24 protein-coding genes are annotated in these 25,853 nt (G+C 70.8%); 19 read left to right on the top strand and 5 right to left on the bottom strand.

The window, feature by feature from the left end; translation table 11 throughout:
* The first annotated feature begins 59 nt into the window (after nt 1-59).
* The 10 genes from BLW83_RS12985 to BLW83_RS12940 all read left to right on the top strand — a co-directional run bounded on the left by BLW83_RS12985 (nt 60) and on the right by BLW83_RS12940 (nt 11,833).
* Nucleotides 60-2,036 carry a tetratricopeptide repeat protein gene (locus BLW83_RS12985; RefSeq protein WP_177172570.1) on the top strand — a complete coding sequence of 659 codons (1,977 nt, stop codon included), beginning with the start codon at nt 60-62 and terminating at the stop codon, nt 2,034-2,036.
* A gap of 39 nt (nt 2,037-2,075) precedes the next feature.
* Nucleotides 2,076-2,906: a 4-(cytidine 5'-diphospho)-2-C-methyl-D-erythritol kinase gene (locus BLW83_RS12980; RefSeq protein WP_090848653.1), complete on the top strand. Its 831-nt coding sequence runs from the start codon at nt 2,076-2,078 to the stop codon at nt 2,904-2,906.
* Nucleotides 2,907-2,917: 11 nt separating this feature from the next.
* Complete coding sequence (locus BLW83_RS12975; protein ID WP_245728861.1) at nt 2,918-3,688, top strand: pyridoxine 5'-phosphate synthase; 771 nt, start codon at nt 2,918-2,920, stop codon at nt 3,686-3,688.
* A gap of 7 nt (nt 3,689-3,695) precedes the next feature.
* The gene (gene acpS, locus BLW83_RS12970; protein WP_090848652.1) at nt 3,696-4,163 is read left to right on the top strand and encodes a holo-ACP synthase; all 468 of its coding nucleotides are present in this window, start codon (nt 3,696-3,698) and stop codon (nt 4,161-4,163) included.
* Between the two features lie 56 nt (nt 4,164-4,219).
* On the top strand, nt 4,220-5,014 hold the full coding sequence (gene lepB / locus BLW83_RS12965) for a signal peptidase I (RefSeq protein ID WP_090848651.1): 795 nt from the start codon (nt 4,220-4,222) through the stop codon (nt 5,012-5,014).
* A gap of 9 nt (nt 5,015-5,023) precedes the next feature.
* On the top strand, nt 5,024-5,713 hold the full coding sequence (gene rnc / locus BLW83_RS12960) for a ribonuclease III (protein ID WP_090848650.1): 690 nt from the start codon (nt 5,024-5,026) through the stop codon (nt 5,711-5,713).
* Nucleotides 5,710-6,651, top strand: coding sequence for a GTPase Era (gene era / locus BLW83_RS12955; protein ID WP_090848649.1), 942 nt, complete (start codon nt 5,710-5,712; stop codon nt 6,649-6,651). Before rnc ends, era begins: the two co-directional genes overlap by 4 nt.
* Nucleotides 6,651-6,977, top strand: a complete 327-nt coding sequence (locus BLW83_RS12950; protein ID WP_245728859.1) for a DUF1491 family protein — start codon at nt 6,651-6,653, stop codon at nt 6,975-6,977. Before era ends, BLW83_RS12950 begins: the two co-directional genes overlap by 1 nt.
* 144 nt (nt 6,978-7,121) lie before the next feature.
* Nucleotides 7,122-8,405, top strand: coding sequence for a metallophosphoesterase family protein (locus BLW83_RS12945; protein ID WP_090848703.1), 1,284 nt, complete (start codon nt 7,122-7,124; stop codon nt 8,403-8,405).
* Nucleotides 8,405-11,833, top strand: a complete 3,429-nt coding sequence (locus tag BLW83_RS12940; protein ID WP_090848648.1) for a YhaN family protein — start codon at nt 8,405-8,407, stop codon at nt 11,831-11,833. Before BLW83_RS12945 ends, BLW83_RS12940 begins: the two co-directional genes overlap by 1 nt.
* Here BLW83_RS12940 and BLW83_RS12935 read toward each other — a convergent pair.
* Complete coding sequence (locus BLW83_RS12935) at nt 11,830-13,047, bottom strand: NAD(P)/FAD-dependent oxidoreductase (RefSeq protein ID WP_090848647.1); 1,218 nt, start codon at nt 13,045-13,047, stop codon at nt 11,830-11,832. The two genes, BLW83_RS12940 and BLW83_RS12935, sit on opposite strands and share 4 nt — an antisense overlap.
* Nucleotides 13,048-13,115: 68 nt before the next feature.
* Nucleotides 13,116-14,018, bottom strand: a complete 903-nt coding sequence (locus tag BLW83_RS12930) for a hypothetical protein (protein WP_090848646.1) — start codon at nt 14,016-14,018, stop codon at nt 13,116-13,118.
* Nucleotides 14,019-14,101: 83 nt separating this feature from the next.
* Between BLW83_RS12930 and hslV the strand changes: the two genes are divergently transcribed.
* On the top strand, nt 14,102-14,659 hold the full coding sequence (gene hslV, locus BLW83_RS12925) for an ATP-dependent protease subunit HslV (protein WP_090848645.1): 558 nt from the start codon (nt 14,102-14,104) through the stop codon (nt 14,657-14,659).
* A gap of 79 nt (nt 14,660-14,738) precedes the next feature.
* Nucleotides 14,739-16,037, top strand: coding sequence for an ATP-dependent protease ATPase subunit HslU (gene hslU / locus BLW83_RS12920; protein WP_090848702.1), 1,299 nt, complete (start codon nt 14,739-14,741; stop codon nt 16,035-16,037).
* A 26-nt stretch (nt 16,038-16,063) separates the two neighbouring features.
* Here hslU and BLW83_RS12915 read toward each other — a convergent pair whose 3' ends face one another.
* Together BLW83_RS12915 and BLW83_RS12910 are read right to left on the bottom strand one after the other, a co-directional pair.
* Nucleotides 16,064-16,609: a lipocalin family protein gene (locus BLW83_RS12915; RefSeq protein ID WP_090848644.1), complete on the bottom strand. Its 546-nt coding sequence runs from the start codon at nt 16,607-16,609 to the stop codon at nt 16,064-16,066.
* Nucleotides 16,610-16,670: 61 nt separating this feature from the next.
* Entirely contained in the window at nt 16,671-17,318 is a 648-nt protein-coding gene (locus tag BLW83_RS12910; RefSeq protein ID WP_090848643.1) for a pseudouridine synthase, read from the bottom strand.
* 117 nt (nt 17,319-17,435) lie between these two features.
* Between BLW83_RS12910 and purH the strand changes: the two genes are divergently transcribed.
* The 5 genes from purH (at nt 17,436) to BLW83_RS12885 (ending at nt 23,233) form a co-directional block, all read left to right on the top strand.
* Nucleotides 17,436-19,025 carry a bifunctional phosphoribosylaminoimidazolecarboxamide formyltransferase/IMP cyclohydrolase gene (gene purH / locus BLW83_RS12905; RefSeq protein ID WP_090848642.1) on the top strand — a complete coding sequence of 530 codons (1,590 nt, stop codon included), beginning with the start codon at nt 17,436-17,438 and terminating at the stop codon, nt 19,023-19,025.
* Entirely contained in the window at nt 19,025-19,747 is a 723-nt protein-coding gene (lspA, locus tag BLW83_RS12900; protein WP_090848641.1) for a signal peptidase II, read from the top strand. Before purH ends, lspA begins: the two co-directional genes overlap by 1 nt.
* 30 nt (nt 19,748-19,777) lie before the next feature.
* A complete protein-coding gene (locus BLW83_RS12895) occupies nt 19,778-20,293 on the top strand; it encodes a DUF3035 domain-containing protein (protein ID WP_090848640.1) in 516 nt (171 codons plus the stop codon).
* Nucleotides 20,294-20,531: 238 nt separating this feature from the next.
* Complete coding sequence (locus tag BLW83_RS12890; RefSeq protein WP_090848639.1) at nt 20,532-21,932, top strand: M16 family metallopeptidase; 1,401 nt, start codon at nt 20,532-20,534, stop codon at nt 21,930-21,932.
* Nucleotides 21,929-23,233, top strand: coding sequence for a M16 family metallopeptidase (locus BLW83_RS12885; RefSeq protein WP_090848638.1), 1,305 nt, complete (start codon nt 21,929-21,931; stop codon nt 23,231-23,233). The genes BLW83_RS12890 and BLW83_RS12885 overlap by 4 nt, the downstream gene beginning before the upstream one ends.
* Nucleotides 23,234-23,312: 79 nt before the next feature.
* On the opposite strand, the gene BLW83_RS15535 is transcribed toward BLW83_RS12885, so the two are convergent.
* The gene (locus BLW83_RS15535) at nt 23,313-23,618 is read right to left on the bottom strand and encodes a hypothetical protein (protein WP_143042842.1); all 306 of its coding nucleotides are present in this window, start codon (nt 23,616-23,618) and stop codon (nt 23,313-23,315) included.
* Here BLW83_RS15535 and mutL point away from each other — a divergent pair.
* Nucleotides 23,610-25,439 (top strand): DNA mismatch repair endonuclease MutL, encoded by a 1,830-nt coding sequence (mutL, locus tag BLW83_RS12880; RefSeq protein WP_090848637.1) that lies wholly within the window; start codon nt 23,610-23,612, stop codon nt 25,437-25,439. The genes BLW83_RS15535 and mutL overlap by 9 nt on opposite strands.
* 46 nt (nt 25,440-25,485) lie before the next feature.
* Nucleotides 25,486-25,833: a DUF3775 domain-containing protein gene (locus tag BLW83_RS12875; protein ID WP_090848636.1), complete on the top strand. Its 348-nt coding sequence runs from the start codon at nt 25,486-25,488 to the stop codon at nt 25,831-25,833.
* The last annotated feature ends 20 nt before the right edge of the window (nt 25,834-25,853 follow it).

Here is a 25,853-nt window from a genome sequence, read left to right as displayed (position 1 = left end):
CGCATCCGCGTTTAGGGTCGCGCCTCATGTCACCCCTTGATGCGGGACGTTGCCGTTCGATGAATCCTTCCCTGATACTGGCGATCGCCGCGATGCTTGGCCCGGCAGCACTGCCCGCTGGCGCACATGGCCTGCCGGGCGGGACCGCGGCCTTGCCCCTCGTCGCCGATGCGACGGCTGCCGGCCCCGCCGCCGGCGGAACGTTGGCCGGGCAGGTGCTGGGACAGATGATCTCGCAGGCGACGGACGGCACCTATCCGGGGCTGGACCTGCGGCTGGTCACCGACCCGCTGCCGGTTTCGGGTCAGGCCGGCGCCTATCTGGCCGCGCGCCAGGCCGCGGCCGAGAACGACTTTGCCGCCGCCGCGCGATATTTCGTCGCGGCGGTCGAGGCCGATCCCGATGACGAATTCCTGCAAGACGGCGCCATCGTGTCACTGGTCTCGGCCGGGATGGTGGATCAGGCCGTGGCGCTGGCCGACCGGATCGCTGCCGGCAGCGAAACCGGGGACGGCACCGAGCTGGCGGCGCTGCTGCGCCGGGTGGACCGCGCCCGGGCCGAGGACTGGCCCGCGGTGCTGGAGATGCTGGACACCATGCCCGCAGACCCCAGCGCGGGCGGGCCGCTGCTTGACGGGCTGTTCCGCGCCTGGGCGCTGATGGGTGCGGGGCGCGCCGGCGACGCCTTTGCGCTGCTGGAACAGATGGGCAAGGAACCGGGTGCCGGCGGCATGGCGCAATTCCAGCTGGCGTTGGCCAAGGCCAGCGTCGGCGATTACGAGGGCGCGGCCCGGCTGCTGGAAAACCCCGTGGCCTCGACCCATCTGCAAGGGCTGACCGCGCGGGTGCAGGTGTTGTCGCAGTTGGAACGCAACGATCAGGCGCTGGCCCTGTTCGAGCCGCTGGACCGGATCGAGGACGAGCCGCAGCTGGCCGCGCTGCGCGACCGGCTGGCCGCGGGCGAGCGCCTGCAATTCGACGTGATCGCCAACGCGCGCGAGGGGCTGGCGCAGGTGCTGGTCACCTTTGGCGGCGCGCTGATGGGCGGGCAGGAAACCGACCCTCTGGCCCTGCTTTACGCGCGGCTGGCGCAATATCTGGACCCGGATGAACCCGATGCGCGGCTGCTGTCGGCGCAGCTTTTGATGACCGCCGGGCAGTTCGATCTGGCGGAACGCGAATATGACGCGCTGCGCGAGACCGGGCAGATGCGCCCGGTGTCGGAACTGGCGCGCATCGACACTCTGGCCCGCGCCGACCGGCTGGACGACGCCGAGGCCGCGGCCCGCGCGCTGACGGAAAACTATCCGCAACTGGCGCAGGGCTGGGTCTCGCTTGGCGACGTGCTGCGCCAGAACGACAGCTTTGCCGAGGCCGTGCCCGCCTATGACCGCGCGCTTGAGATCCTGCGGGCGCAAGAAGACCCTCAGGCCAGCTGGTTCGCGCTTTACGCGCGCGGCATCTCAAGGGAACGCTCGGGCGATTACGACGGCGCGGATGCCGATTTCCAGGCGGCGCTGGAACTGCAACCCGATCAGGCGCCGATCCTCAACTATCTTGGCTATTCATGGGTCGACCGCAACATGCGGCTGGACGAGGCGCTGGCCCTGATCGAACGCGCGGTCGAGCTGCGCCCCGACGACGGCTATATCCTTGATTCGCTGGCATGGGCCTATTACCGGCTGGGCCGTTTTGCCGATGCGGTGGCGCCGATGGAACGCGCCGTCGCCGTGATGTCCGAGGACAGTCTGGTCAACGACCACATGGGCGACATCTACTGGATGGCCGGCCGCAAGCGCGAGGCCGAAATCCAGTGGCAGCGGGCGCAAAGCCTCTACAAGCCCGAGGATACCGACACCGACCTGCCCCGCATCCGCGCCAAGCTGCATGTCGGGCTGGACGCGGTGCTGAACGCCGAGGCCGAGAACGGCGGCACCCTGCCCGAGGGTTTCGGCCTGCCGCCGGAACCCGAAGATGGGGCCGACACCGGGGACGGCGGCGGGGATGGCGCGCCGGATGATGCCTCTGACGGGTAAGCGGTGATGTGCGCCGACACGCCGGGCAAAGCTGTCCCAATGCTGGCCCCCCTGCTGGCGCCCGCCAAGATCAATCTGGCGCTGCATGTCACCGGGCGGCGGGTGGACGGCTATCACCTGCTTGATTCGCTGGTTGCGTTCACCGCGCTGGGGGACCGCGTGCAGGTCACGCCGGCGGCCGAAACCTCGCTGACCGTGACCGGGCCGTTTGCGGATGCGGTGCCCGCCGGCGCCGACAATCTGTGCCTGCGCGCGCTGGATGCGGTGGGCGCGCGGGCGCATGTGGTGCTGGACAAGCGCCTGCCCCCGGCCTCGGGCATCGGCGGCGGCACGGCGGATGCGGCGGCGGTGCTGCGCGCGCTTGGCCGCCACCCCGCCCACCCCGAGGCGCTTGGCGCCGACCTGCCCGCCTGCCTGCTGTCGCGCCCGCTGCGGATGCGCGGCGTAGGCGAGCTGATCCAGCCCCTGCCCCTGCCGGTGCTGCATCTGGTGCTGGTGAACCCTCGCGTAGAGACCTCGACGCCCGCTGTCTTTGCCGCGCTGGACCGCCGCGACGGCGACCCGATGGCCGGGCCTGTGCCCTCGGCCGATGCCGGCTCGCTGCTGCGCTGGCTGGAAACCACCCGCAACGACCTTCAGGCGCCGGCGCTTTCGCTGCGCCCGGTCGTCGGCGACTGCCTTGCCGCGCTGGCGGCGCAAGGGGCGCGGTTCACCCGTATGTCGGGCTCCGGCGCGACCTGTTTCGGAGTGTTCCCGACCGCACCCGCCGCGCAGGCGGCGGCGCAGGCGATCCTGGCCGCCAGCCCCGGCTGGTGGGTGCAGGCCACCGCCACCCTGCCGGGACTATCCCCCGCCGGCGCCCCCGGATAGAGTTGCGCGCAATGTCCTTGATCGGGGGGAAAGAAACCATGCTGCGGCTTGGCGTGAACATCGACCATGTGGCCACGGTGCGCAATGCGCGCGGCACCCCCTGGCCCGACCCGTTGCGGGCGGCGGCGATCGCGCAGGACGCCGGCGCCGACGGCATCACCGCCCATCTGCGCGAGGATCGCCGCCACATCACCGACGACGACATCGCAAGACTGGCCGAGACCCTGCGCGTGCCGCTGAATTTCGAGATGGCGGCGACCGCGGAAATGCAGGCAATCGCCCTGCGCCACCGCCCCCACGCCGTCTGCGTCGTCCCCGAAAAGCGCGAGGAGCGCACGACCGAGGGCGGGCTGGACATCATCTCGGACGAATCGCGGCTGCGCGATTTCATCGCACCGCTGCGCGATGCCGGCTGCCGGGTGTCGATGTTCATCGGCCACGATCCGCGCCAGATCGAGGCCGCCGCCCGCATCGGCGCCGCAGTGGTCGAACTGCACACCGGCGCCTATTGCGACCTCGACACCGAGGGCCGCCACGCCCAACGCGACGCCGAGCTGGCCGGGCTGGCCGCGGGCGCACGACTGGCCGCCTCGCTGGGACTCGAAGTCCACGCGGGCCACGGACTGACGTTCGACACCGTCGGCCCTATCGCCGCACTGCCGGAACTGCGGGAACTGAACATCGGCCATTTCCTGATCTCCGAGTCGATCTTTACCGGCCTCGGCCCCGCAATCCGCGAGATGCGGGCGCGGATGGATGCGGCGCGGGGGGTGGGGTCGTGACCCTGCAATGATCCTCGGCGTCGGCACCGACCTGTGCAATATCGACCGCATTTCCGCGGTGCTGGACCGCCACGGCGACCGGTTTCGCAACCGCGTGTTCACCGAAACCGAACTTGCCCGCGCCGCCCGCCGCCCGCATGAGGCCGCGACGCTGGCGAAACGCTGGGCCGCGAAAGAGGCGTGTTCCAAGGCGCTGGGGACCGGGCTTTCCATGGGCATCGCCTGGCGCGACATGGCGGTGACGAACCTGCGCTCGGGCCAGCCGGTGATGGCCCTGACCGGCTGGGCGGCCAAGCGGCTGGCGGCGATGACGCCGCCGGGCCACCGCGCCCATATCCACGTCACCCTGACCGACGACGACCCCTGGGCGCAGGCCTTCGTGGTGATCGAGGCGGTGCCGGAATCCGCCCCTCTGCCCCCGGTATTGCCCACTTTGCTGGCCGAACGGGTGAAATCGGGACGCGCGGGCGCTTGACTTCGCCCCGGTCCAGCCCCCAAGAACCCCCGATCCTGCCTTTGACGAGAGACATCATGGCCCGCACGAATACCGTGAAAAAGGACGGCGGCATCTGGGAAACGGTCAAGACCGTGTTCTGGGCGCTGGTCATCGCGGGCATCTTCCGCACCCTGTTCTTCCAGCCGTTCTGGATTCCCTCTGGATCGATGAAGGACACGCTGCTGATCGGCGATTTTCTGTTCGTCAACAAGATGGCCTATGGCTATTCGCGCTATTCCTGCCCCTTTGCGCTGTGCCCGGTGTCCGGCCGCATCCTGGGGTCCGAACCCGAACGCGGCGACGTGGTGGTGTTTCGCCACCCCACCCGCGACGTCGATTTCATCAAGCGGGTGATCGGGCTGCCGGGCGACACCGTGCAGATGCAGGCCGGCCAGCTGATCCTGAACGGACAGCCGGTGCCGCAGACCCCGAACGGCATCTTTGCCGAGCCGAAAACCCCGCAAGGCCCGGCGCGGTCCATGCCGCGCTGCGCCAACGAACCCGTGCCCGAGGGCGGCGCCTGCGAAAAGCCCCGGTTTACCGAGGAACTGCCCGGCGGGCGCAGCCATGACGTGCTGAACATCCTCGACAACTGGCCGCTGGACGACACGCCGGTGTTCACCGTGCCGGCGGGGACGTATTTCTTCATGGGCGACAATCGCGACAACTCGGAAGACAGCCGTGTGCCGGCCATCGCGGGCGGCTTGGGCTTTGTGCCGGCGGAATATCTGATCGGCCGGGCGGACCGGGTGATGTTCTCGTCCGCGGGGGCCTCGCTGCTGTATTTCTGGACGTGGCGGGGCGACCGCTTTTTCCATGCGGTGCACTGAGGTGGCGGGGTGAAGCTCTCGGCCGAGCTTGCCGCGTTTTCCGCCCGGCTGGGGCATGATTTCGCGGATATCTCGCTGCTGGTGCGGGCGCTGACCCATGGCAGCCTGTCCTCGGCCACCCGCCCCGACAACCAGCGGCTGGAGTTCCTGGGCGACCGGGTGCTGGGGCTGACCATCGCCGACGCGCTGCTGGCCCATGATCAGGCCGCGACCGAGGGTCAGCTGGCCCCCCGCCTGAACGCGCTGGTGCGCGGCGAGACCTGCGCCCTGATCGCGCGCGAGATCGGCCTGGGCGAGGTGATGAAGCTGGGCCGCTCCGAGATGATGACCGGGGGCCGGCGCAAGGACGCGCTGCTGGGCGACGCGATGGAGGCGGTGATCGCCGCCGTCTATCTGGACGCCGGATTCGAGGCCGCGCGGGCGATGATCCTGCGCCTGTGGGGGCCGCGGCTGGAATCGGCCGAGGCCGCGGCCTTCAACCCCAAGACCGCGTTGCAGGAATGGGCGCAGGCGCAGGGGATGGGGCCGCCCGACTACCGCATCGCCGAACGCTCGGGCCCCGACCACGCGCCGCGATTCCGCATCATCGTGCGGCTGGACGACGGGCGCGAGGCCGAGGCCAGCGGCACCGGCACCAAGCGCAACATCGAACAGGCCGCCGCAAGCGCGATGCTGGCCCAGATCGGGGAAATCCCATGACCGACCATCCGACCGACACCCAGCCCGAAATCCCCACCCGCGCCGGGTTCGTGGCGCTGATCGGGGAACCCAACGCCGGGAAATCGACGCTGCTGAACCGGATGGTCGGGGCCAAGGTCTCGATCGTGACCCACAAGGTCCAGACCACCCGCGCCCGCATCCGCGGCATCGCCATGCACGGGCCGGCGCAGGTGGTGTTCGTGGACACGCCCGGCATCTTCCGCCCGCGCCGGCGGCTGGACCGCAGCATGGTGGCCGCCGCATGGGGCGGCGCCGCCGACGCCGACATCATCGTGCTGCTGATCGAGGCGCATCGCGGGCTGACCCCGGGCGTGCAGGAAATCCTCGACAACCTGCGCGAAAGATCTTCGGGCCGGCCGGTGGCGCTGGCGATCAACAAGATCGACCGGGTCAAGGCCGAAACCCTGCTGGCGCTGTCGCAGCGCATGAACGAGGCGTTCCCGTTCGAGCGCAGCTTCATGATCTCGGCCGAGCGCGGGCACGGCACGGGCGACCTGATGGACTGGCTGGCCGAGACCCTGCCCGAGGGGCCGTGGCTTTACCCCGAGGACCAGATCGCCGACCTGCCGATGCGGATGATCGCGGCCGAGATCACCCGCGAAAAGCTGACCCTGCGCCTGCACGAGGAAATCCCCTATCAGCTGACCGTGGAAACCGAACACTGGCAGGAACGCGACGACGGCAGCGCCCGCATCGACCAGGTGATCTATGTCAGCCGCCCCGGCCACAAGGGCATCGTGCTGGGCAAGGGCGGCGAGACGATCAAGGGCGTCAGCCGCGCCGCGCGCGAGGAAATCACCGAGTTCATGGGCCGCCCCGTGCATCTGTTCCTGCGCGTGGTCCTGCGCGAGAACTGGCTGGACGAGGCGGAACGCTTCCGCGAGATGGGCCTCGACTTCCGCGACGGCAACGGCTGATGCAGCCGCGGCTGGCGGCAGGACTGCGGGTCGCGGCGATCCTGCGGCGGATGGACCTGGCCGGGCGCGGCGCCTATGTCGTCCACCGCGGCGACGACACCGCGGGCGCGATCTGCCTGACCGTGCTGCGCCCGGACGGCCGCGCCGAGCTGTGGGGGCAGGATTACGACCCGATGACCGACGCAAGCATCTGGGCGCTGCAAGCCGAGGGCACGCCCCGCGACATCGACGCCGCCGCCGCCCGCCGCCGCGCCACCGACCCCGACCTGTGGGTGATCGAGCTGGAATTGCCCGAGGGCGAAGCCGTCACCACGCTGGCCGACTGAGGAAAGGGGGCTTCGCCCCCCGCGCTGCGCGCTCCCCCCAGGGTATTTCAGCCAGAAAGAAGCGCGGATTTCTTTCTGGTTCAAATACCCATGATCCCGGCGCCGCTTGCACTTGCCGCCGGTCCGGGGAACAGTCCCGCGCAAATGAGCTTTCGTTTCGTCCATGCCGCCGACATCCATCTGGACAGCCCGCTGCGCTCGCTCGCGCTGCGGGCGCCGCAGGTGGCCGAGCTGATCGGCACCGCGACACGGCAGGCGTTCGTCAACATCGTCGATCTGTGTCTGGCCGAGCGGGTGGATGCGCTGCTGCTGGCGGGCGATCTTTACGACGGCGACCAGACCTCGATGACCACGGCGCGGTTTCTGGCCGCGCAGCTGGGGCGGCTGGATCAGGCCGGAATCGCGGTCCACATCATCCGCGGCAATCACGACGCGCTGTCACGGATCACGCGCGAGCTGGTGCTGCCCGACCTCGTCCATGTCTACGGCGACCAGCCCGAGGCGATCGCCCTGCCTCGCCCCGACGGCGCGACCCCCGTGGTCCTGCACGGGCTTAGCTTTCGCGATCACCGGGCCGAGGTCTCGCGGCTGGGGGATTACCCGCCTCCGGTCGCCGATGCGGTGAATATCGGGCTGATGCACACAAGCCTTGGCGGCGCGGCCAGGCATGACCCCTATGCGCCGGTCTCCCCCGTCGATCTGGGGCGCTGGGGCTATGATTACTGGGCGCTGGGGCATATCCACAAGCCTTCGCGGCAGGTCGCCGGGCGGGCGCAGATCGTGATGCCCGGCATCCCGCAGGGCCGCGACATCGGCGAATCCGGCCCGCGCGGGGTGGTGCTGGTGACGATCCCGCCCGGCGGCGGCATGGTGATCGAAGACCGGCTGACCAGCATCGCCGAGTTCGCCGAGCTGCGCGTGGACGCCGCGGGGCTGACGGAATGGCCCGCTCTGGTCGCCCGGCTGCGCACCGCGCTGGAAGGCGCGCGTGAAACCGCGCGTTCGCCCCATCTGGTGGCGCGGGTGGTGCTGGTGGGGGCGACGCCGCTGGCCTGGCGGATCCGGCGCGATCTTGACCTGTTGCAGGCCGAGGCCGAGGCGGCGGCCGAGGCCACCGGCCGGGTCTGGATCGAAAAACTTTCGAGCCTCTGCACGCTCGACAGCGCCGACCAGCCCGCACCCGACGGCGCCCCGCTGCCCGAGCTGGGGCGGCTGATCGCGGCCGAGGTTCTGGGTAGCCCCGATTTCACCGCCGAGCTGCGCGCCGCAGCCGATGACCTGCTGCGCCTGCTGCCCGCCGAGCTGCGCGGCAATTTCGGCGCCGATGCCGCCGCGCTGGACGCGACCCTGGCCGAGCTGGCGCGCGAAGGGACCGAGGATGCGATCGCGCGTCTTGCAGGCGCAAGTCACGACGACGGGGCGGCGTGATGCGGCTGCTGCGGCTGGACCTGACCCGCTATGGCGGCTTTACCGACCGGGTGCTGGACTTTGGCCCCGCCACCCCCGGCCAGCCCGACCTGCATATCGTCCACGGCCCCAACGAGGCCGGCAAGTCCACCCTGTTGAACGCGTGGCTGGACCTGCTGTTCGGTATCGGCCGCACCACCAGCTATAATTTCCTGCACCCCTATCCGGCCTTGCAGATCGGGGCGCTGCTGGACCTGCCCGGCGGGACGCGCGAGCTGCGCCGGGTGAAAAAGGACCGCGATTCGCTGTCCGATGCAGATGGCCGCCCGGTCCCGGACACGCTGCTGCACGGCGCCATGGGCGGCATCGACCGCGCCTCCTGCGCCGACATGTTCGCGCTGGACGCAATGACGATGGAGCGCGGCGGCGATTCGATCCTGTCCAGCCAGGGCGATTTGGGGCAGCTGCTGTTTTCCGCCAGCGCCGGGCTGGCCGAGCTGGGCCAGCAGCTGGACCGGCTGCGCGAGGACGCGGACGGTTTCCACCGCAAGGGCGGGCGCAAGACCACGCTGCGCGAACATCTGGCCGCGCTGGATGCGCTGACGGCCGAGCGGCGGGGGCTGGACGTGCTTGCCTCGGACTATCGGGCGCGGCGCGATGCGCTGGGGCTTGCGCGCGCCGCCCATGACGAGGCCGCGGGTGCACGCTCGCGCGCCGTTGCCGCCCGCGATGCGGCCAAGGCGGCGCTGGATGCGCTGCCGTGGCTGGCGGAATGGGCCGATGTCGCCGCCGAGCTTGCGCCGCTGGAGTTGCTGCCCGACATGGCGCCCGGCTGGGACACGGCGGTCCCGCGGCTGATCGAGGAACAGCTGCGCCTGCGCACCGAAACCGCGCTCAACACGCAGGCGCTGACCCGAATCGCCGATGAACTGGCCGCGCTGACCCCCGACCCCCAGGCGCTGGCGCTGGCCGACGACCCCGCGTTCGACGAGGATCTGCGCGTCCGTTTTCTTGCCGCCCGCGATGACCTGCCCCGACGGCTGGCCGAGCTTACGCGGGCCGAGGCCACTGCCGCCACGCTGGGCGAACGCATCGCCAAGGGCACCGTCCCCACCGCGCTGCGGGTCGATCCGGCAGCGCTGGACCATCTGGCGGAACTTGCCACCGCGCATGAGGGGCTGGCCGCGCATCTTGCCTCGGCGCGGGCCGAGGCCGAGGCGCGGGCCGACGAACTCGCCGCCGCCGGTGGTCCGCTAAAGGACGAGGGCGCCGAGGATCGCGCCATCGCCGATCTGCGCGCCGCCATGGCACCGCTGCACCGCGCCGATCTGGCGTTGCGCCGCGATCAGGCCGCCGCCGCGCTGGCCGAGGCGGTGGCCCGCCGCGATGCCGCCCTGGCGCGGCTGGCGCCGTGGCGGGGCGATGCGGATGGGTTGCGGACGCTGGCCGTGCCCTCGGCCCAGCGGTTGGCGGGTTGGCAGGCGCGGCTGGATGCGGCGACAGCGGCCCGCGACACCGCCGCCCGCGTCAAAGCCGAGCGCGCGGATGACCTGCGCCGACGCCGCGCCGAACGCGATGCGCTGGCCGACAGCATCGGCCCCGCCGACCCCGCCCGCGCCGAGGCGCTGCGTGCGGAACGGGATGCGGCCTGGGCTGCGCATCTGGCGGCGCTGGACCGCGATTCAGCCGATACGTTCCACGGGGCGATGCAGGCGCATGACCTTGCGCTGACCGCCCAGATCGACCGCGCCGCCGAGATCGGCCGGCTTTACGCCGCGCGCGCCGATGCGGGCGCGGCCGAGCGTCTGGCTAGGGCGGCAGACGAAGGATTGGCAGCGGCCGAATCCGCCCTGACCGATCTGCGCGCCGATCTGGCCGCGCAGGTGGGGGCGATCCTGCCCGGCTGCGACCCTCTGGACCCGCTGGCCGAACTGCCCGGCTGGCTGTCGCGCCGCGACCGCGCGCTGGATCTGGCGGATGAGGCCGACGCCGCCCGCCGCCAATCGGACCGCGCCAAGGCCGAGGCCGCACAGGCGCAGGATGCGCTGGCGGCGGCGCTGCGGGCCACCGGCCAGCCAGCCGCCGGCGACCTGCGCCAGCTGACGGCCGAGGCCGAGCGCCTGCTGGACCGCGCCGGGGCTGAAAGCGCGCGCCGGGCGGAACGCCTGCGCCTGACCCGCGAACTTGCCGCACGACAGCGGGCAAAGGCCGCGCGACAGCGGGCGCTGGACGATTGGGAACAGGCGCTGGCGCGGGCCTGCGCCGGCAGTTTCCTGGCCGACGCGCCCCCCGACGCCGGGCGGCTGCGGGCGCTGATCCCGCTGCTGCGCGAGCTTGGCGCGGCACTGGCGCGGGCCGAGGAACTGCGCCACCGCACCAGCGCCATGCAGGACGATCAGGCCGCCTTCGCCGCCGCCGTCGACCGGCTGGCCGGGGCGCTGGCGCTGCCGCCGGACGCCCCCCTTGCCCGCCACGCCGCCGCCGTCGCCCGTCTGGCCGAGGCCCGCCGCATTGATGCCGCCCAGCAGGCGCTTGGCGACGAGCTTGCCCGCGCCAAGGCCATCGGCGCGGGGTTGCAGCAGCGCCGCGCCCGGCTGGACGCCGAGGCGGCGGCGATCCTGCCGCAACTGGGGGCCTCGGATCTGGCCGGGGCACAGGCGGCGCTGGCGCGTATCGCCCGGCGCGACGAATTGCGCCGCCGGGCCGCATGGCTGTCTGCGCAGATCCGCACCGCGCTTGGCACCGCCAGCGTCGAGGAAGCCGCCGCGCGGCTGGACCCCGCCTCGGCCGACAGCCTGCGCGAGACGCTGGCCCGCGCCGAAAGCCACTGCGCCGAGGCCGAGGCGCGGCTGGAACCCGCCCGCCAGACGCTTTACCGCGCGCAGGCGGCGCTGGACGATGTGCCCGGCGACGACCGCGTGGCGCTGATCGAGGCCCGCCGCCGTGCCCTGCTGTTGCAGATCGAGGACGAATCGCGCCGCTGGCTGCGCGACCGCGCCGGCGTCATCGCCACCGACCACGCGCTGCGCAGCTATCGCGACCGCCACCGCAGCGGGATGCTGGCCCGCGCCTCGGACGTGTTCGCGGCGATCACCGGGGGGGCCTATTCCGGCCTGACCGCCCAGCCCGGCAACGGCTCTGAGCGGCTGATCGCGCTGACCGCCGAGGGCGGGTCCAAGGAACCCGCGATGATGTCCAAGGGCACGCGGTTCCAGCTGTATCTGGCGCTGCGCATCGCGGGTTTCCATGAATGGGCCACGGCGCACGGGCCGGTGCCGGTGATCGCCGACGACATCATGGAAACCTTTGACGACGCCCGCAGCGCGCGGGCGCTGGCGGCGCTGTCCGAGGTCTCGCGCCGCTGTCAGGTCATCTATCTGACCCACCACAGCCACATCTGCGATCTGGCGCGCGAACACTGCCCGGGCGCGCGGATCCTGTCGCTTTAACGCGCCGCCAGTGCCGCGCGCAGGTCATGGTCATGGGCGGCCAGCGTGTCGCGGGTAATGCCGCCGGGCTGCGCCAGCAGGCGGCGCGCGGCCATGTGGCGGCCGGCCTGATTGACCGTCTCGACCGCGATCAGCCGGTCCTCGCGAAACACCAGCACCGTGTCGGTGGCGCCGGTGGCGTCCTGCAAGGGGTGGGTCGCATCCCAGCCGGCCGAAAGCCCGGCGATCTGCAACTTCAATGGCCCCTGATCGGACCAGAACCACGGCAGCGCGTCATAAGGGGGCTGCTCGGCCCCCGCGATGGTGCGCGCGACATGGCGGGCGTGGTCGGCGGCGGCCTGCACCGATTCCAGCCGGACGTGCCGCCCGCCCAGCGGGAAATTCGCGCAATCGCCGATGGCAAAGACCCTCGGGTCACTGGTCCGCAGATGCCCGTCCACGGTGATGCCGTCGGCGACCGCAAGCCCTGCGTCCTGCGCCAGCTCGACATTCGGGCGCACGCCCACCGCGACCAGCACCAGATCGGCGGGGATGGTGTGGCCGTCGGCCAGCGCCACGCCGCTGGCGCTTTCGTCACCAAGGATCGCGGCGCCCAGCGCGCCCAGACGCACATCGACCCCCGCGCCGCGGTGGAAATCAAGAAACCGCGCCGAGGTCGGCGGCGTCACCGCGCGCGCCATCAGGCGGGGGGCGGCCTCGATCACCGTGACCTCGACACCCGCCGCGGCGGCGACGGCCGCGAACTCAAGCCCGATGAAGCCGCCGCCGATCACCACCGCCCGCCGTGCACCCGCCATGGCATCCCGCAGCGCCGCCGCATCCGCCAGCCCGCGCAGCAGATGCACCCCCGGCAGCTCGATCCCGGGCAGCGGCGGGCGGATGTTGCGCGCGCCGGTGGCCAGCACCAGCCGGTCAAAGCCCAGCGCCTCGCCCCCCGCCAGCACGACCCGGCCGGCGGCAAGGTCGATCCGGGCGGCGGTGGTTTCGGGGCGGTAATCCACACCCTCGGTTTCAAAGAACCCCTGCGGTTTCAGCGCCAGCCGGCTGGCGTCGCCATCGGCCATGTAGCCCTTGCTCAGCGGCGGGCGCTGGTAGGGCAGGCCCGGCTCGTCCCCGATCAGGGTGATGCGCCCCGCGAACCCGTCCTGCCGCAGGCTGGCCACGACCTGCAAGCCGCCCTGCCCCGCGCCGATGATGACCACATGTTCCGACATGACCCGCCCCTTGCCCGATTCCGGCCGAAACTGCGGCAAGCGGGCGGGCGGGCGCAAGCCCCGAAGGCTCAGATCGGCCAGCCGCCGCGCCGCATCGCCGCCAGCATCCGCGCCCCCGCATCCGGCGCCTGCGCGTCGATGGCGCGCTGCTTGAGAAACCACCACAGATAGGGCGCGTGGTCGGGCCGGGCAGTCGCGGCGGCGGCAAGCGCGGTCTGGGCGCCGAGGTCCGCCACGTTCAGGCAGGGGTGGTGAAAGTCGATCTGCGCGAACAGCACCACCGGCTTGTCCAGAATCAGCCCATCGAACGCCACCGCGCTGTTCTGCGCCACCACGAATGCGCAGTCGCGCAGCAGCGCCATGGTGTCGCCGCCGATGGTCAGGTTCGGGTGGCGGCGCTGCAACTGTGCCAGCGCCTGGTGGTCGGCGTGGTCATAATGCTCGGACGGGTGCAGCGTGGCCACGACCGGGCGGTCGCTGACGCGGCAGGCGGCATCCAGCATCTCGACAGGGCTGGCGGTCTGGAACGACCGGGCGCGGCGGATATGGCCCTGAAGGGGCACCAGCACATGGTCGCCGCGGGTGGGCGGCGGGCCGGGCAGCACCCGCTGGCGCAGGCGCTGGACAAAGGCGGCGGCGCGGGCCGGGTCCACGCTGCCCGGGTCGAACGCGGCAAGGGCGACGGCAAAGCGCCAGCGCTCGGCCACCGGCTCGATGCTCCAGAACGGATAGTGATAGGCGCGGCGCAGCGTCAGGCAGCGCGGGTGCAGCGGCCGCCGCATGTAAAGCAGCGCATAATCGCCCGGCGGCGGCTCGGGGTCGGGGGCGGCCGACGCAGGCTCGAACGCCACCCGCCAGCCCTGCGCGCGCACCGTATCCGCCAGCACCGCCATCGCCGGAAACCTGCCGGCGCGGGCCGAGGCCAGCATCTGCCCGTGCAGGTGGACGCGCAGGGTCGGGGTGGGTTCCATGGGCCCAGCCATAATCCGCGCGCCCGCGTTGCGAAAGCGGCCACGCGCCCATATCTGATGGCGCGACAACGGACGAGGACGAGATGAGCGACGAGCGTTTCCCCGGTTGGCACGGCACCACCATCCTTGCGGTGCGCCGCGGGGCCGAGGTGGTGGTGGCCGGCGACGGGCAGGTCAGTGTCGGCCAGACCGTGATGAAGGCGACCGCCCGCAAGGTCCGCCGCCTGTCGCCGGGCGGGCGCGACGTGGTGGTGGGGTTTGCCGGCTCGACCGCCGATGCCTTTACCCTGCTGGAGCGGCTTGAGAAAAAGCTGGAATCCGCGCCCGGGCAGTTGCAGCGCGCCTGTGTCGAACTGGCCAAGGACTGGCGCACCGACAAATACCTGCGCAACCTTGAGGCGATGCTGATCGTCACCGACGGCGCCCAGCTTTACGTCGTCACCGGCGCCGGCGACGTGCTGGAACCCGAACATGATGTGGCGGCCATCGGCTCGGGCGGGAACTACGCCCTGGCGGCGGCGCGGGCGCTGATGGACGGCGATCTGGACGCCGAGGCCATTGCCCGCCGCGCCATGGCGATCGCCGCCGAGATCTGCGTCTATACCAACGGCAACCTGACCGTGGAACGGATCGGCGCCTGATGACGGCGCCGCCGGACCGGGGCGCTGCCCCGGACCCCGGGATATTTTCATGATGAAGAACGAACGGAGCCTGCGGCCCATGACCGACCTGACCCCCCGCCAGATCACCGCCGAGCTTGACCGCTTCATCATCGGGCAGGCCGATGCCAAGCGCGCGGTCGCGGTGGCGATGCGCAACCGCTGGCGCCGCCAGCAGCTGTCCGACGAGCTGCGCGACGAGGTTTATCCCAAGAACATCCTGATGATCGGCCCCACCGGCGTCGGCAAGACCGAGATCAGCCGGCGGCTGGCGAAGCTGGCCCACGCCCCTTTCGTCAAGGTCGAGGCCACCAAGTTCACCGAGGTCGGCTATGTCGGCCGCGACGTGGAACAGATCATCCGCGACCTGGCCGACGCCGCCATGGTCGAGACCCGCCAGCGGATGCGCGAGCAGGTGACCGCGCGCGCCCGCGCCGCCGCCGAGGACCGGGTGATCGCCGCCTTGGCCGGCGAGGGTGCGCGCGAGCAGACGCGCGAGCTGTTTCGCGGCAAGCTCAAGCGCGGCGAGCTGGACGACACGGTGATCGAGCTGGAGCTGAACGACAGCTCATCCCCCTTGGGGATGGAGATTCCAGGCCAGCCCGGCATGGGGCAGATGATGGACCTGTCGGCGCTGATGAAGGCGTTCGGCGGCCGCCGGGTGCGGCGCAAGGTCACGGTGGCGCAATCCTATGACCTGCTGATCGCGGAAGAGGCCGACAAGCTGCTGGACGACGAACAGATCAAGGCCGCGGCGCTGGAATCGGTGCAGCAATCGGGCATCGTCTTTATCGACGAGATCGACAAGGTCTGCGCCCGCAGCGATTCGCGCGGCGGCGAGATCTCGCGCGAGGGCGTGCAGCGCGACCTGCTGCCGCTGATCGAGGGCACCACGGTTTCCACGAAATACGGCCCCGTGCGCACCGATCACATCCTGTTCATCGCCTCGGGGGCGTTCCACATCGCCAAGCCCAGCGACCTGCTGCCCGAATTGCAGGGCCGCCTGCCGATCCGGGTCGAGCTGCGGGCCCTGACCGAGGCAGACTTCATCCGCATCCTGACCGAAACCGACAACGCCCTGACCCTGCAATATGCCGAGCTGATGCGGACCGAGGGCGTCGAGGTCAGCTTTACCGAGGACGGCATCGCCGCCCTGGCCCGCATCGCCGCCGAGGTGAACGGCAGCGTGGAAAACATCGGCGCGCGCCGGCTTTACACGGTGATCGAGCGGGTGTTCGAGGATCTGTCCTTTACCGCCCCCGACCGCCGGGGCGAGCGGGTGGTGGTGGACGGCGCTTTCGTCGAATCGCAGCTGGGCGACCTCGCGCGCTCGGCCGATCTGTCGCGTTATGTGCTTTAGGGGGCGCGTCAGGGGGCGGGTGCGGGTCAGGGGTCAGGCGCATCGCCGTGCCTGACCCGGATCAGCCGGTCCACCGGAAAGCCGCGATCCCGCGCGATTCCGACCAGTTCGCGGTAAAGCCCCGGCTCGATCTCGGGGTCGCGGGCGAGGATCCACAGATAGCCGCGGTCCGGCCCTGAGACCAGCGCCCAGCGGTAATCCTGATCCAGCGCGAATACATGATAGCCGCCGGGAAACCCGGGGAAAAACGTGACCGCGAGGCTGGCGACCGAGGGATCGCCCCGGAACCGCGCCGTGGCGCGGGCCGACCGGCGCTGGCCCTTGCGCAGCCCGCTGTTGACCACCTGCACCGTGCCGTCCTGTTCAAGCCGGTATTCGGCGGTGACGTCGGTCATGCCGCGCTCGAACCGGTGGTCCAGCCGGGCGATTTCATACCAGCGGCCCATGTAGCGGTCGGCCTGAAACCCCTCGACCGGGGTGATGCCGCGGGGGACGCGGGTCATGACGGCCCGGGCGCAGGCGGACAGCGCGGCAACAGCGGCCAGAGCGGCCGCGAGATGGCGGATACGCATGGTGATCTCTCCTTGACGGCGGCCCAACGTGCGCGGCGCCGAAACGATCCCTGCGGGCGGCCTAGAACGGCGGCTTGGCGGTGAAACCGTGCATCACGTTGCTGTCGGGGTGGCGCAGGCGCAGCGATTCGGCGTGCAGCATCAGCCGCGGATGATCAGCGGCCGCGCCGGTCGCATACAGCGTATCGCCCAGGATCGGGTGGCCGAGGCTGGCCATATGCACCCGCAGCTGGTGGCTGCGCCCGGTCAGCGGGAACAGCCGCACGCGGGTTTCATCGTCGCCTGCGCGGATCACCCGCCAGTCGGTCTGCGCCGGGCGGCCCTGATCGTGATCCACCTTTTGCCGCGGGCGGTTCGGCCAGTCCACGATCAGCGGCAGGTCCACCCGCCCGGTCGCGGGCGCCAGCCGCCCCCGGACCCGCGCCACATAGGCTTTCTTGACCTGCCGCCGCTCGAACTGCTGGCCCAGGTGTTTCTGCGCGTGCGGTGTCAGCGCGAACACCATCACCCCCGAGGTATCCAGATCCAGCCGATGCACCAGCAGCACGGTCGGGAACGCCAGCCGCAGCCGGGCGATCAGGCAGTCGGCGCGATCTTCCCCGCGACCCGGCACCGACAGCAGCCCGGCGGGTTTTTCCACCACCAGGATCTGGTCGTCGTCGTGGATCAGGCGCGGCTGTTCGGCGGTCGGATGATAGACAAAGCTCATGGGGCGCAATTAGCGGGCCGGCGCCCGCACCGCCAGCCCCGGACGGCGCCGCGCTGGACTGTCGGCGGTGCAGCCGCTAGGAAACGGCGCAACCGAACCGCCATCCGAAGGCCCGCCATGACCGACCGCATCCCGCTGCGCCGCGCGCTGATTTCCGTGTCTGACAAGGAAGGGCTGGTCGATTTCGCCCGCGCTCTGGCCGCCCGCGGGGTCGAGCTGCTGTCCACCGGCGGCACCGCCAAGGCTTTGCGCGAGGCCGGGCTGACGGTGCGCGACGTGGCCGAGATCACCGGTTTCCCCGAGATGATGGACGGCCGTGTCAAGACGCTGCACCCGGCGGTGCACGGCGGGCTGCTGGCGCTGCGCGACAACCAAGACCACCGCGCCGCGATGGAGACCCACGGCATCGGCGCCATCGACCTGCTGGCGGTGAACCTGTATCCGTTCGAGACGACGGTGGCCAAGGGCGCCGCCTATGACGACTGCGTCGAAAACATCGACATCGGCGGCCCGGCGATGATCCGTGCCGCGGCCAAGAACCACGCCTATGTGACCACCATCGTCGACGTGCAGGACTATGCCGCGCTGCTGGCGGAACTGGACGCGGGCGACGGCGCGACCTCGCTGCCCTTCCGCCAGCGCATGGCGCAGGCGGCCTATGCCCGCACCGCCGCCTATGACGCCGCGGTCAGCAGCTGGATGGCCGGCGCCATCGGCGAGACCACGCCCCGCCGCCGCGCCTTTGCCGGAACCCTCGCGCAACCGCTGCGCTATGGCGAAAACCCGCATCAGTCGGCGGCCTTCTACACCGACGGATCAGGCCGCCCCGGCGTCGCCACCGCCCGGCAGTGGCAGGGCAAGGAGCTGTCCTACAACAACATCAACGACACCGACGCCGCGTTCGAGCTGGTGGCCGAGTTCGCCCCGGCCGACGGCCCCGCGGTCGCGATCATCAAGCACGCCAACCCCTGCGGCGTGGCCCGGGCGGACACGCTCGAATCGGCCTATCGCCGGGCTTTCGACTGCGACCGCACCTCGGCCTTTGGCGGGATCATCGCACTGAACCGGACGCTGGACGAAGCCACCGCCCGCGCCATCACCGAGATCTTCACCGAGGTGGTGATCGCCCCCGACGCCGACGACGCCGCCCGTGCCGTCTTTGCCGCCAAAAAGAACCTGCGCCTGCTGACCACGGGCGGTCTGCCCGATGCGCGGGCCGGCGGGCTGACCTTTCGGCAGGTGGCGGGCGGCTTTCTGGTGCAGGACCGCGACAACGGCCATGTGACCCGCGCCGACCTGCGCGTCGTGACCCGGCGCCAGCCGACCGAGGCGGAACTGGCCGACCTCATGTTCGCCTGGACCGTCGCCAAGCATGTGAAATCCAACGCCATTGTCTATGCCCGCGACCTTGCCACCGTCGGCATCGGCGCCGGCCAGATGAGCCGGGTCGATTCCACCCGCATCGGCCGCCGCAAATCCGAGGACATGGCCGAGGCGCTTGGCCTGAGCGCGCCCCTGACCGAGGGCGCGGCAGTGGCCTCGGACGCGTTCTTCCCCTTTGCCGACGGGATCGAGGCGCTGGCCGCCGCCGGTGCCCGCGCGGTGATCCAGCCCGGCGGCTCGATGCGCGACGACGAGGTGATCGCGGCGGCCGACCGGCTTGGCCTTGCCATGGTGTTTACCGGACAGCGCCACTTTCGCCACTGATGAGCCACAGCGAAGACACCCCTGCGGCGGACCAGACGCCCCAAGCCCCGGCCCCTGCCCCGGCCAAACCCGCGCCCCGCAAGCCCGCGGCGCCCAGGCGCCGCCGCACCCCGCCCGCGCCGCCGCCGAAACCGGGGCTGGGCTGGGCAGCATGGGTCGCGGTGGCCGTGCTGGCGCTGGACCAGCTGAGCAAATGGATCGTGGTGCAGCTGCTCAACCTTGGGCAGGTGCAGGCGATCGACGTGTTCGACCCGTGGCTGAACCTGCGCATGGCGTGGAACCAGGGGGTGAATTTCGGGCTGTTCAGTTCGGATGTAGAAGTGATGCGCATGGTGCTGATCGCCGTGGCGCTGGTGATCTGCGTCTGGGTGGCGGTGTGGCTGGTGCGGGTGCGGCCGGGGCGGCTGGCGCAGATCGCGGCGGGGCTGCTGATCGGCGGCGCGCTGGGGAACGTGATCGACCGCATGGTCTATGGGGCGGTCGCCGATTTCCTGAACATGTCGCTGCCCGACTGGCGCAACCCCTACAGCTTCAACGTGGCCGACATCGCGATCTTTGCCGGCGCGATCGGGCTGGTGGTGCAGCCGGGGCCGGGGCCGGACGCGAAACCGGGGAAACCCGCCGCAAAAACTGCTGGGAAAACCGCGGGAAAGCCGCGTTCCGGTCCCGGCACAAAGCCGAAAGGCGACAAGACCCGTGACGGCGCCCGCAAGACGCGCTAGAAGCGGGGCGACGCTCTGACTGGTGGTGCGATGCGGGCCGTTCTGTTGACTCTTTCCATGCTGACGCTGGCCGCCTGTGGCGGCGACGGCCGGCTGATGCATCTGGGCAAATCCGGCGACGGCCCCGAGGAATTCGCCATCGTCCCGACAAGGACGCTGGAAATGCCCCCCGATCTGGCCGAACTGCCCACACCCACCCCGGGCGGCGGCAACATCACCGACCCGAACCCCAAGGGCGATGCCATCGCGGCACTTGGCGGCAACCCCGGCCATCTGGCGGCGCAGGGAATCGGCGCGGCCGACGCGGCGCTGGTGGCCCATGCCGGGCGCGCCGGCATCCAGCCCGACATCCGCGCGGTCACCTCTGCCGAGGACGAGGCGTTCCGCGGCCGCAACCGCCGCCGCGTGATGGAGGCCGTCGCCGGCGCCAACGCCTATTACCGGGTCTACGACCGGCAGTCACTGGACAGCTGGGCCGAAAACGAACGCTGGCGCCGCAGCGGCGCCCAGACCCCCAGCGCGCCTCCGCCTGCCTCGACGCGCTGAACGTTCCAGTCTTTGGTGTAAAAATATCCTCCGGGGGGTGCGGGGGGCGGAAAGCCCCCCGTTCCGGCGGTGACTCGGGATGGATACGCCGCAACGGGGGCGCTGCCCCCGCACCCCCGGGATATTTGGGCACCAAAGACAGCCGCGCCCGCTCACCATGGCTTGACCGCGGGCGGCTTGCGCCCCGGGCGCCCAGCGGCCAACCTCTTGCCACCCCGCGAAAGATCGGAGCCCGTTGATGCGCCGCACCCTTGCCATTCTGCTTGCCGCCACCGCCACCCCCGCGCTGGCCGAGATGCCGCCGGGCGTATCCCATTTCACCCTCAACAACGGCATGCAGGCGGTGGTGATCGAGGATCACCGTGCCCCGGTGGTGGTGCAGATGGTCTGGTATCGGATCGGCTCGGCCGACGAGGAACCGGGCAAGTCGGGGCTGGCGCATTATCTTGAACACCTGATGTTCAAGGGCACCGACAAGCTGGCCCCGGGCGAGCTGTCGAAGACCGTCACCGCCAATGGCGGCATGGACAACGCCTTTACCAGCTATGACTATACCGCCTATTTCCAGCGCATCGCCTCGGACCGGCTCGACCTCGTGATGGGGATGGAGGCCGACCGCATGGCGAATCTGCGCATCGGCGAGGATGACTGGCAGGCCGAACGGCAGGTGGTGCTGGAGGAACGCGCCCAGCGCACCGACAGCGACCCCCGCGCGCTGTTTGCCGAGGAACGCCTGGCCGTGCAGTTCTACAACCACCCCTACGGCCACCCGGTGATCGGCTGGCGGCAGGAAATGATGGACCTCACGCGCGAGGATGCGCTGGACTGGTATGACCGCCACTATGCCCCGAATGCCGCGGTGCTGGTGGTCGCGGGCGACGTGACCGCCGACGAGGTGCGGCAGCTGGCGCAGACCCATTACGGCCCCATCCCCCCGAAACAGGCCGCCGCCCGCGCCCCGCGCCCGCAGGAACCCGCCCAGCGCGCCGAGCGGCGGATGGAGATGAGCGACCCGCGCGTGCCGCAGCCGGTGCTGTCGCGCAGCGTGATCGTGCCGGAACGCAACCCCGGCGATCAGGCCACCGCCGCCGCGCTGAGCGTGCTGGCCGAGCTGCTGGCGGGTTCGGCCCAGACCTCATACCTCGGCCAGCGGCTGGTGCTGACCGGCAAGGCGCTGTGGGTCGGCGCCAGCTATGACGGGCTGAGCGTGGACCCGACCACCTTCAGCGTCTCGATGGCCTATCCGCCCGGCAGCGACGATGCGGCGGCGGAATCGGCGCTGATGCAGGCGCTGGCGGATTTCCGGCGCGACGGCCCGGACCCGGCGCAGTTGGAACGGGTCAAGACGCAGCTGCGCGCCGCCCGCATCTATCAGCGCGATTCGGCGCATGGGCGGGCCTATGACTATGGGCAAGGGCTGGCGATCGGACTGGGGATCGAGGACGTGAACGACTGGCCCGAGCTGCTGGCCGCCGTCACCGCCGAGGATGTGCGCGCCGCCGCCGATCTGGCCCTGGGCGAGCGCGCCGGGGTGACCAGCCTGCTGAAACCGGCCGAAACCGACGCGCCGCCCTTGCCCCAAGCGGCCGGGCTTGCCGACGACACCGCCCCCGACACCGAATCGGAGCAGCTGCAATGATCCGCCGCGCCTTTGCCGCCATCTCGCTGACGCTGCTGCTGGCGCTGCCCGCGCAGGCCATCGACATCCAGCAGGTCACCTCGCCGCGGGGCATCGACGCCTGGCTGGTCGAGGATCACTCGATCCCCTTTGTCGCCATCGAGATCGCCTTTCGCGGCGGCGCCTCGGTCGATGCGCCGGGCAAGCGGGGCGCCATCCACCTGATGACCGCGCTGCTGGAGGAGGGCGCGGGCGACCGCGACGCCGTGGCCTTTGCCGAAGCGATGGAGGCGCTGGCGGCCTCGGCCGCGTTCGACGTCTCGGACGATGCAGTGATGGTCGGTTTTCGCACCCTGACCGAAAACCGCGATGCCGCCGCCGATCTGCTGGCCGACGCGCTGGCCCGGCCGCGTTTCGACGCGGATGCGGTGGAACGCGTGCGCGCGCAGGCGCTGTCGGTGATCCGGTCGCAGGACAGCGACCCCGGCAGCATCGCCGCAATCGAGATGGCGCGGCGGATGTGGGGCGACCACCCCTATGGCTCGTCCCTGACCGGCACCGCTGAATCGGTATCGGCCCTGACACGCGAGGATCTGCTGGATGCCCACGCAAGCGTGATCGCCCGCGACCGGGTGATCGTCTCGGCCGCAGGCGACATCGACGCGCAATCGCTGGGGCTGCTGCTGGACCGTATCTTGGGCGCTCTGCCGGCGCAGGCCACGGCGCCGCTGCCGCGCCCCCCCGAATTGCAGCTGACCGGCGCCACCACGGTGATTGACTGGGACAGCCCGCAGACGGTGGTGCGCTTTGCCCAAGCCGGGCTGCCCATCGACGACCCGGATTATTTCGCGGCGGTGGTGTTGAACCATATTCTTGGCGGAGGCGGGTTTTCATCGCGGCTGATGGACGAGATCCGGGAAAAGCGCGGGCTGACCTATGGCGTCGGCTCGAGCCTGTCCAATCAGGTGCTGGCGGACAGCTGGGGCGGCGGCATGGCCACCGCCAACGACCGCACGCCCGAGGCCGTGGCGCTGCTGCGCCAGATCTGGGGCGAGATCCGCGACGGCGTGACGGAACAGGAACTGGCCGACGCCAAGACCTATCTGACCGGCGAATACCCGCTGCGTTTCGACGGCAACCGCCGGATCGCGGGGATTCTTGCCGGAATGCAGCTGATGGGGATGACCCCCGACTACATCAACACCCGCAACGACCGGGTGCGCGCAGTGACCGCCCAGGACGTGCAGCGGGTCGCGCAGCGAATGCTGGACCCCGAGGCGCTGGAATTCGTGCTGGTCGGGCGACCCGCGGCAATGGACTGAAACGGGAATGGACTGGAAATGCGGAACGCCGCCCGGGACAGGCGGCGTTCCTCAAGGACCCGGAAAGGCGCCTTGAAACTTAGCGGACCCTGACCACGCCGCTGCCGCCCACGGCGGCGCCGGCGACAGCCCCCACGGGGCCTGCAACCACGGCACCGGTCGCCGCGCCGGTGGTGGCGCGAGTGGCGGCGTTGGGACCGCAGGCGGCCAGTGCCAGGGTGGCAACAACAACTATCATGCTCGTGATCTTCATGGCCGGTTCCAGTTCTGTATCTGTTGCAGGGTCAACGCCCGCGCGCCGCCGGCTGTTCCACAATCCGCCGGTATTGAACAGAATCAATTTCGCGCCATGGACCTCGATGCTATATGTGGGGGCATGACGCATTCCTCGCCCAATATCCGGCCCCTGATCCGGCAGCTTGATGAATCCACCGCCAACCGCATCGCGGCGGGCGAGGTGGTCGAACGCCCCGCCTCGGCCGTCAAGGAACTGGTGGAAAACGCGCTGGACGCCGGGGCCACGCGCATCGACATCGCCATTGCGGGCGGCGGCAAGCGGCTGATCCGGGTCAGCGACGACGGCTGCGGCATGGCGCCCGACGATCTGCCGCTGGCGCTGGCCCGGCACGCCACGTCAAAGATCGACGGCTCGGACCTCTTGGACATCCGCAGCTTCGGTTTCCGGGGCGAGGCGCTGCCCAGCCTCGGCGCGGTGGCGCGGCTGTCGATCACCAGCCGCGCGGCGGGGGCGGATGCGGCGCGCATCACGGTCGAGGGCGGGCGCATCGGCCCCGTCCGCCCCGCCGCCGGCAACCGCGGCACCGTGGTCGAGCTGCGCGACCTGTTCTTTGCCACCCCCGCCCGGCTGCGGTTCCTGCGCGGCGACCGCGCCGAAACCCAGGCCATCGCCGAGGTGGTGCGCCGCCTGTCCATGGCCGAACCCTCGGTCGCATTCACCCTGACCGACGAGGACGCGGCCCGCATCCTGTTTCGCGCCGATACCGAACAGGGCGATCTGTTCGACGCGCTGTCTGCCCGTATTGGCCGGGTCATGGGGCGCGAGTTCATTGAAAACGCCATCCCCATCGACGCCGAACGCGACGGGCTGCGGCTGACCGGGCTGGCGGCGCTGCCCACCTATTCGCGCGGCGCAGCGGTGGCGCAGCATCTTTACGTCAACGGGCGCCCGGTGCGCGACAAGCTGCTGACCGGGGCGCTGCGGGCGGGGTATTTCGACGTGCTGCCCGCGGGGCGGCACCCGGCGGCGGTGCTGTTTGTAGATTGCGACCCGCAGGGGGTGGACGTGAACGTGCATCCCGCCAAGGCCGAGGTGCGGTTTCGCGAACCCGACGCGGCGCGGGGGTTGGTGGTGGCCAGCCTGCGCCACGCGCTGGCGGGGGCCGGGCACCGCGCCTCGACCACCGGCGGCGCGGCGACGCTGGCGGCGTTCCGGCCGGAACCCCGACCCTCGCCCGCCGCAACCCTTGCGGCCTATCAGGCGCAGGCACCGCTGACCCCCCTGCCCGACGCGGCGGCGGGGTTCGCCGAGGCACCCACCCCATGGCCGCAATCCGCACCGGTGTTTCCCGCCGCCGCAAGGGTCGAACCTGCCGCGCCGCCGACCGAGGCGCCGCTTGGCGCCGCCCGCGCGCAGCTGCATGAAAACTGGATCATCGCCCAGACCGCGGACGGCATCGTGATCGTGGACCAGCACGCCGCGCATGAACGGCTGGTCTATGAGCGGCTGAAAACTCAGGCCGCCGCCGCCCGCATCCCCAGCCAGGCGCTGCTGATTCCCGAAATCGTCGAGCTGGGCGATGGCGCCGAGCGGCTGCTTTCCATGGCGGCGGAGCTCGACCGGCTGGGGCTGGTGATCGAGGCGTTCGGCCCCGGCTGCGTGGTGGTGCGGGAAATCCCCGCCGCGCTGGGGCGGCTTGATGCCGCGGCGCTGCTGCGCGACATCGCGGACGATCTGGCCGATGCGGGGGCCTCGGACCGGTTGCAGGGGCGGCTGGACGCGGTGCTGTCCTCGATGGCCTGCCATGGCTCGGTCCGGTCGGGGCGCAGCCTGAATGCCGATGAAATGAATGCGCTTTTGCGCGAGATGGAGCGGACGCCGCGTTCCGGGCAGTGCAACCACGGCCGCCCGACCTGGGTGGAACTGAAGCTTGCGGATATCGAGCGGCTGTTCGGCCGCAAGGATTGACCGACACGCGACCCCGGGCGACAATGCGCCGAAAGAGAGGACAGCCATGTTCGAACTGAGCGCCGACAAGATCGCCTTCGTCGTCCTGAGAGCCCGGGAATATGATTTCGGGATGGACGGCAGCGGCAGCCGCAGCGCTTATGAGCTGCGCGATTTCATCGGCACCCTGACCGAGGATGAACAGGCCGAACTGACCGCCGTGATGTGGATCGGGCGCGGCACCTTTGACGCCTCGGATCTGGCCGAGGCGATCGAAACCGCCCGCAACGAAAAGACCACGCCGACCGAGGATTACCTGCTGGGCGAGCCGCAACTGGCCGACCATCTGGAATCGGGGATGGAGGCGCTTGGCCTGACCCCCGGCGCCGAGGGTGACGAGCTGCTGCGGATGTGATCACACCCGCAGCAGGCGCG

Origin of the sequence: Paracoccus alkenifer, assembly GCF_900108405.1 — a bacterium.
Classification (GTDB): domain Bacteria; phylum Pseudomonadota; class Alphaproteobacteria; order Rhodobacterales; family Rhodobacteraceae; genus Paracoccus; species Paracoccus alkenifer.
Note: the sequence above shows the minus strand (reverse complement) of the source record. Positions and strands in the feature narration are given on the sequence as shown.

Bases quoted from the DNA above. Each gene is read 5' to 3' on its own strand.
- BLW83_RS12985 (WP_177172570.1), top strand. From the start codon at position 60: ATGAATCCTTCCCTGATACTGGCGATCGCCGCGATGCTTGGCCCGGCA.
- BLW83_RS12980 (WP_090848653.1), top strand. From the start codon at position 2,076: ATGCTGGCCCCCCTGCTGGCGCCCGCCAAGATCAATCTGGCGCTGCAT.
- BLW83_RS12975 (WP_245728861.1), top strand. From the start codon at position 2,918: ATGTCCTTGATCGGGGGGAAAGAAACCATGCTGCGGCTTGGCGTGAAC.
- acpS (WP_090848652.1), top strand. From the start codon at position 3,696: ATGATCCTCGGCGTCGGCACCGACCTGTGCAATATCGACCGCATTTCC.
- lepB (WP_090848651.1), top strand. From the start codon at position 4,220: ATGGCCCGCACGAATACCGTGAAAAAGGACGGCGGCATCTGGGAAACG.
- era (WP_090848649.1), top strand. From the start codon at position 5,710: ATGACCGACCATCCGACCGACACCCAGCCCGAAATCCCCACCCGCGCC.
- BLW83_RS12950 (WP_245728859.1), top strand. From the start codon at position 6,651: ATGCAGCCGCGGCTGGCGGCAGGACTGCGGGTCGCGGCGATCCTGCGG.
- BLW83_RS12945 (WP_090848703.1), top strand. From the start codon at position 7,122: ATGAGCTTTCGTTTCGTCCATGCCGCCGACATCCATCTGGACAGCCCG.
- BLW83_RS12940 (WP_090848648.1), top strand. From the start codon at position 8,405: ATGCGGCTGCTGCGGCTGGACCTGACCCGCTATGGCGGCTTTACCGAC.
- BLW83_RS12935 (WP_090848647.1), bottom strand. From the start codon at position 13,047: ATGTCGGAACATGTGGTCATCATCGGCGCGGGGCAGGGCGGCTTGCAG.
- BLW83_RS12930 (WP_090848646.1), bottom strand. From the start codon at position 14,018: ATGGAACCCACCCCGACCCTGCGCGTCCACCTGCACGGGCAGATGCTG.
- hslV (WP_090848645.1), top strand. From the start codon at position 14,102: ATGAGCGACGAGCGTTTCCCCGGTTGGCACGGCACCACCATCCTTGCG.
- hslU (WP_090848702.1), top strand. From the start codon at position 14,739: ATGACCGACCTGACCCCCCGCCAGATCACCGCCGAGCTTGACCGCTTC.
- BLW83_RS12915 (WP_090848644.1), bottom strand. From the start codon at position 16,609: ATGCGTATCCGCCATCTCGCGGCCGCTCTGGCCGCTGTTGCCGCGCTG.
- BLW83_RS12910 (WP_090848643.1), bottom strand. From the start codon at position 17,318: ATGAGCTTTGTCTATCATCCGACCGCCGAACAGCCGCGCCTGATCCAC.
- purH (WP_090848642.1), top strand. From the start codon at position 17,436: ATGACCGACCGCATCCCGCTGCGCCGCGCGCTGATTTCCGTGTCTGAC.
- lspA (WP_090848641.1), top strand. From the start codon at position 19,025: ATGAGCCACAGCGAAGACACCCCTGCGGCGGACCAGACGCCCCAAGCC.
- BLW83_RS12895 (WP_090848640.1), top strand. From the start codon at position 19,778: ATGCGGGCCGTTCTGTTGACTCTTTCCATGCTGACGCTGGCCGCCTGT.
- BLW83_RS12890 (WP_090848639.1), top strand. From the start codon at position 20,532: ATGCGCCGCACCCTTGCCATTCTGCTTGCCGCCACCGCCACCCCCGCG.
- BLW83_RS12885 (WP_090848638.1), top strand. From the start codon at position 21,929: ATGATCCGCCGCGCCTTTGCCGCCATCTCGCTGACGCTGCTGCTGGCG.
- mutL (WP_090848637.1), top strand. From the start codon at position 23,610: ATGACGCATTCCTCGCCCAATATCCGGCCCCTGATCCGGCAGCTTGAT.
- BLW83_RS15535 (WP_143042842.1), bottom strand. From the start codon at position 23,618: ATGCGTCATGCCCCCACATATAGCATCGAGGTCCATGGCGCGAAATTG.
- BLW83_RS12875 (WP_090848636.1), top strand. From the start codon at position 25,486: ATGTTCGAACTGAGCGCCGACAAGATCGCCTTCGTCGTCCTGAGAGCC.